Consider the following 4,328-nt stretch of genomic DNA (forward strand, 5'->3'; position numbering starts at 1 on the left):
CCCGAACGCTCTCCCCCCACCACACTCGAAAAACTTCGTGCACCCCCACCAAGTCGACTACCATGCGGGACGAGCCCACGCCGGCGTAGCTCAATTGGCAGAGCATCTGTCTTGTAAACAGAAGGTTAGGGGTTCAAGTCCCCTCGCCGGCTCCCAGCTCAAGGGCCCCCTCCGCATCCGGAGAGGGGCCTCATTGCTAACAGGTACAGCAGCGAAGTACAGCTACGTGGACGCCTTTCCGCTGCCGTCGCCGGGCTGCCGCAGATGGTTCCCGAGCCGTTGTGCGCTGCCCCTGGTCTGCTCGGTCGGAGCCTCGGTGTAGATCTCCATGGTCAGGCTGGTCTTGCTGTGCCGGGGGATCCGCATCGCCGCCCGAGGATGGACGTCCAGCGCGGCCAGGAGCTTGTCGCACGTGTGCCGGGTGTCGTGCACCCGATGACCTCGACCCCGGCAGCGGCATAAAGGTCCGACTGACGCTGCGCGACTCCACCGGGCCGGACTCTTGACAGTGCTCTAGGTAAACATGGCCGACGTTACGGGGTCGCTCGGTCCATCAACGTCCACAGGAGGCGACCGCCGGTACGCGAGTCGGTGTCGCATTGGCCAGGCCCCCCAGACTCAGTCTCCTAACAGCGCACAGACCTGGTGATCTGTGCGGACACGTTGCCGAAAGTCACGTGGGCCCTCGAAAAGGAGATCAAGGACCCGGCGGCGTACCGCCGGATCCTTGCGAGTGTCTAGCGGTCGGTCCGGTGTCTAGCGGTTGCCCCGTGACCAGGCAGAGAGGCCGCCTAAGCCCATGGCGCTGGCACAAGCGACGCCGAGCAGACAGCTGGTGTAGGTGCCGACGAAGAGATCGCTCGCGAAGATGCGGTCGACGACCGCAAAAGCACAGAAGCCCCCGACGATGCCCCCGACCACAAGGTTGAGGACGATCGCGACGCAGACGTCCTGGTGGGCGAGCGCATAGGGCAGGCCGAAGCTGAAGCCGTTGACCACGTTGACGATGCCGTTGACAACGACAACGATTCCGGCGCCCACGACAGCGCAGACGACGGGGGCGACGACGAGGGCGACGACGTCCCAGAAGCTGAAGGGGCTCCCCAACTCGCGGTTACCCATGATGGTGGAGCACACGCCAGCGATGAGGGCACCCGCGATGACTAAGAGAACGCCGATGACAGCACGTCGGGAAGGCGGCACTGCGGTTGAAGACAGCACGGCGGATGAAGTTGGACTTCTTCATTGGATAACGCCCTGGTTTGTGGCACGCGTAGGTACGCGCGACTCGATTCGGGATCTACCGTCCCGAGCTGGGCGGAACACGAATGCATGCCACCGGTCACCCGCCGGCACCGATGCGGATCGTCCAGGCCAGCCCACCGGACCGATACCGGCCCAGCCAGGCATGCACGCTCTGTCGCGACACTCCATACCGCCCGGCGACCTCGGTCACCGGGCAGCCCGCCTTCTACTTCCAGCACAGCGCGATGCCGCTGCTCCATGACGCTCAGCTCCACCAGCGCCAACCCGACCTCCCGCGCAACCGATCCAACGATCACGCGAAAGCCAAGCCAGCCGACAGGGCGTCAAGTATCAACCGATGCCGGAGTGTCAAGCATCAACCGAGGAAGGACAGTTCCTCGTTGACCACGTGGGCGTAGACCTGCAGCGTGATGGCCGAGTCAGCGCGCCCGAGCCGGGCGGGCACCACGTGGACGGGGACGCCCGTTAGGAAGAGAGAGTCGTCGCGTGAGCGTGCCCGAGGTCGTCAAGGCGGAGGCGGCTCAACGTCCTCGATGCCCCTGCGCTACTGCCGGCACTACGAGATCAACGTGCGGCAACACCACATCGACCTCGGCGGCTGCACCGCCACCTAGGAACATCCGGACGGCTCGGAGAACTCGGCCACCGATGGCCTCGTGTGGGACATTGAGGGCAAGGACGCCGTCATGTCGTTGACCCGTGACCACCTGGGTGCCCTCCTCGGCCAACACCCACCCCTGAACGACTACGTCCAGGCCACCCAAGGATGCCCCGCCGCCGGATGGCAGGACGGCTACATCACCCACCGAGGCGACCAGGCGCACGGTGCCGAAAGACGCGGCGCCGGAGGCAGCGGCGGGGAAGGGCGAGCCTGCGAAGGTTGCCCCGGCAGGGCTTCCGGGCCGGGGGGCATCATTGGCGCTACCCGCTACCCGGCGGCGATGACGTGCGACCGCAGGGTGGCGTGATGCGCATTCTCACAAGCTCTGGACAGTCTTTGCTGAGGCCTCCGGTAGAGCGGAGGCGTGAAACCCACAAACAGGGGAGCTTGCAATGGCCACATTCAACAGGTCCGGCCAAAAGGTTTTCGGAAATCAGATCAGCGGGGAGAGGATCGTCATCGACGGCGACGAGGTCGTCGTCGATGGCGTCGTCGTCAACCGCGACAACAACGCCGGAGGCGACAACAACAACGCCGGAGGCGACAACAACAACGCCGGAGGCGACAACAACGCCGCCGCCGGTAACTGAACCGGAAAAGGCGAGGCCTAACAAGCCGACGCAAAAGCTACACAACAGCCCTGGCACTGCCAGGGCTGTTTCTCTTTTGCCACCGGAGAAGGTTCAGGGTGAACGCGCCGGTCTGGGCCAGGTGCAGCGCTGTAGTGGCCGCGGTGAGCATCGCGTCTGGCTTGTGATCGCGCAGTTGCTCGTACGGTCCCGCCGCACACGCGATGGCCGAAGTCGAGACGACCGCCGATCTCAAGGTGAGTGTCACTGGTCCCGCATCCGTTGTTCCAGGCGGGAGTGCCACTTATCAGATGACAATCTGGAACCATGGCGCTGACGCCGTCCAGAGCGCCGGAGTGGCTGCCACATGTTCCCGCAATTTCCGACTTCCACCGAGCGGCCTGACGGGAGTTTCGGGCTTTTGCGGGGGACCCATAGGGAGACCGGAGATCATCTGCGATGTGGCTGGCGGGCCGGTGGCGCCCGGTGACACCAGGACCGTCACCTTCACAGGAACCGTCGACCCGGCTGCCTCAGGGCGGGCGGAGTTGGAGGCACGCGTATTGTCCAGGGCCGTTGATCCCGTACCGGAGGATAACAGCGGGCAAGCGACGTCCCTTGTCATATCGGATGGCACGGATGCGTCACGCTGACGCATTGTCGCATGTACCCCAAGGACATCTGCGATTATGCGCACACGGGTCTACCTGCAGCGGGAGTGGCGATCTTGCGGTGGCCGGTTTCTTGTAAGCAGGTGGTGCTCTGCCTGCTGTCAGATCGAACGTGTGCGCGACGGCACGGGCAGCACCGGTAGGCTTCCAGGAATGTACCGTCCGAGCGCATGCTTCAGACGTACCAATGCCGAACGGCAGGATCAGCTGCTCTCGTGGGACCGGGATGACGTGGCGTTCTTCGCCGCTGGAGCTTGCCACATCCTCGCGTACGCGTTCATGGAGACCTATCCGGATGCCGGGTTTCAACCCGTAGGGCTCTGGCCACGAGGGGCAAGGGACGCCTGCCATGTCTATGTCACGGACGGTACCTGGGCATTCGATCACGACGGATGGACCTTGCAGACCGAACTCCTGAGCGGCGCAAGCGCCGCCGAACCGCTGAGCGACCTTCGGGCGCGTCCGATCCACACGGATCTCGGCACGTTCTGCGTGCGCCACCACCATCGCCCCCGGGCGCTCTTCGCTTTCGATCCATGGGAGCGGGCTCTGCGGTACGTCGCCCAGTTTCCTGCTCCGGATGCTAACGGCGGTGCTAACAACGGGGTCGGATGACCTTGGACAAGTGTGGACGCGCGGGAGGTCGCGGCCCTGGTCAGGAGATGTGTCGGGACATCTCTGGACGGATCTGATCTTGCTTGTAGCCAGATGCCCTTATGCTGACACCAGTAGCTAAGCGACCATTGGGAGGCTCCAGTGCCGGCCAGCCTGAAGCGAATCCGCGAGGCCATGGACGTCGAGCCCACTCCTCGGAACAAGGGACTGACGCTTACCCTGAAACTCACTGCCTACGACAACGGCATGTTGGAGCTCGACACAGTGCCGTTGAACGATCACAAAAGCGACGATGACGTCACTGGGTGGTTGGCTGCTGCGGAGGTCATCACTGCGACACTGAGGTTTTCTCGCCGACTTTCAGCTGATCCTGCGGTGCTCGAAAAGGGTGAGGACGTGGGCGGAGCGGACGAGGTCGCCGATTCTGCTGGGGCTGAGGGTGGTGTGCTGGAGGGCGGTCCACCGTTGGGTGAGGAGTGCGAAGCCGCGTTCGCCGAGGCAGCGTAGGGAGCGTTGCAGGGCGTTGTGGGTGCGGTTGCCGGTGGC

Annotated in this window: 4 protein-coding genes, 1 tRNA gene and 2 pseudogenes; 3 read left to right on the top strand and 4 right to left on the bottom strand. The window is 64.3% G+C overall.

What is annotated here, in order from left to right; translation table 11 throughout:
* Positions 1-79 precede the first annotated feature (79 nt).
* A tRNA-Thr gene (locus E1281_RS38055) sits at positions 80-152 on the top strand.
* Between the two features lie 70 nt (positions 153-222).
* On the opposite strand, the gene E1281_RS38060 is transcribed toward E1281_RS38055, so the two are convergent.
* The 3 genes and pseudogenes from E1281_RS38060 to E1281_RS42390 form a co-directional block, all read right to left on the bottom strand.
* Entirely contained in the window at positions 223-432 is a 210-nt protein-coding gene (locus E1281_RS38060; protein WP_131884552.1) for a hypothetical protein, read from the bottom strand.
* 324 nt (positions 433-756) lie between these two features.
* On the bottom strand, positions 757-1,137 hold the full coding sequence (locus tag E1281_RS38065; protein ID WP_165959291.1) for a hypothetical protein: 381 nt from the start codon (positions 1,135-1,137) through the stop codon (positions 757-759).
* Between the two features lie 253 nt (positions 1,138-1,390).
* Positions 1,391-1,514: pseudogene (locus E1281_RS42390) on the bottom strand (helix-turn-helix domain-containing protein); the annotation flags it as partial.
* An 805-nt stretch (positions 1,515-2,319) separates the two neighbouring features.
* Between E1281_RS42390 and E1281_RS40880 the strand changes: the two are divergent.
* Positions 2,320-2,517: a hypothetical protein gene (locus E1281_RS40880; protein WP_165959290.1), complete on the top strand. Its 198-nt coding sequence runs from the start codon at positions 2,320-2,322 to the stop codon at positions 2,515-2,517.
* Between the two features lie 803 nt (positions 2,518-3,320).
* Positions 3,321-3,782 (top strand): hypothetical protein, encoded by a 462-nt coding sequence (locus tag E1281_RS38080; protein WP_131884555.1) that lies wholly within the window; start codon positions 3,321-3,323, stop codon positions 3,780-3,782.
* A 360-nt stretch (positions 3,783-4,142) separates the two neighbouring features.
* On the opposite strand, the pseudogene E1281_RS41575 reads toward E1281_RS38080, so the two are convergent.
* A pseudogene (locus E1281_RS41575) lies at positions 4,143-4,328 on the bottom strand (IS5/IS1182 family transposase); the annotation flags it as partial.

The organism is Actinomadura sp. KC345 (assembly GCF_004348515.1).
In the GTDB taxonomy this organism is placed as follows: domain Bacteria; phylum Actinomycetota; class Actinomycetes; order Streptosporangiales; family Streptosporangiaceae; genus Spirillospora.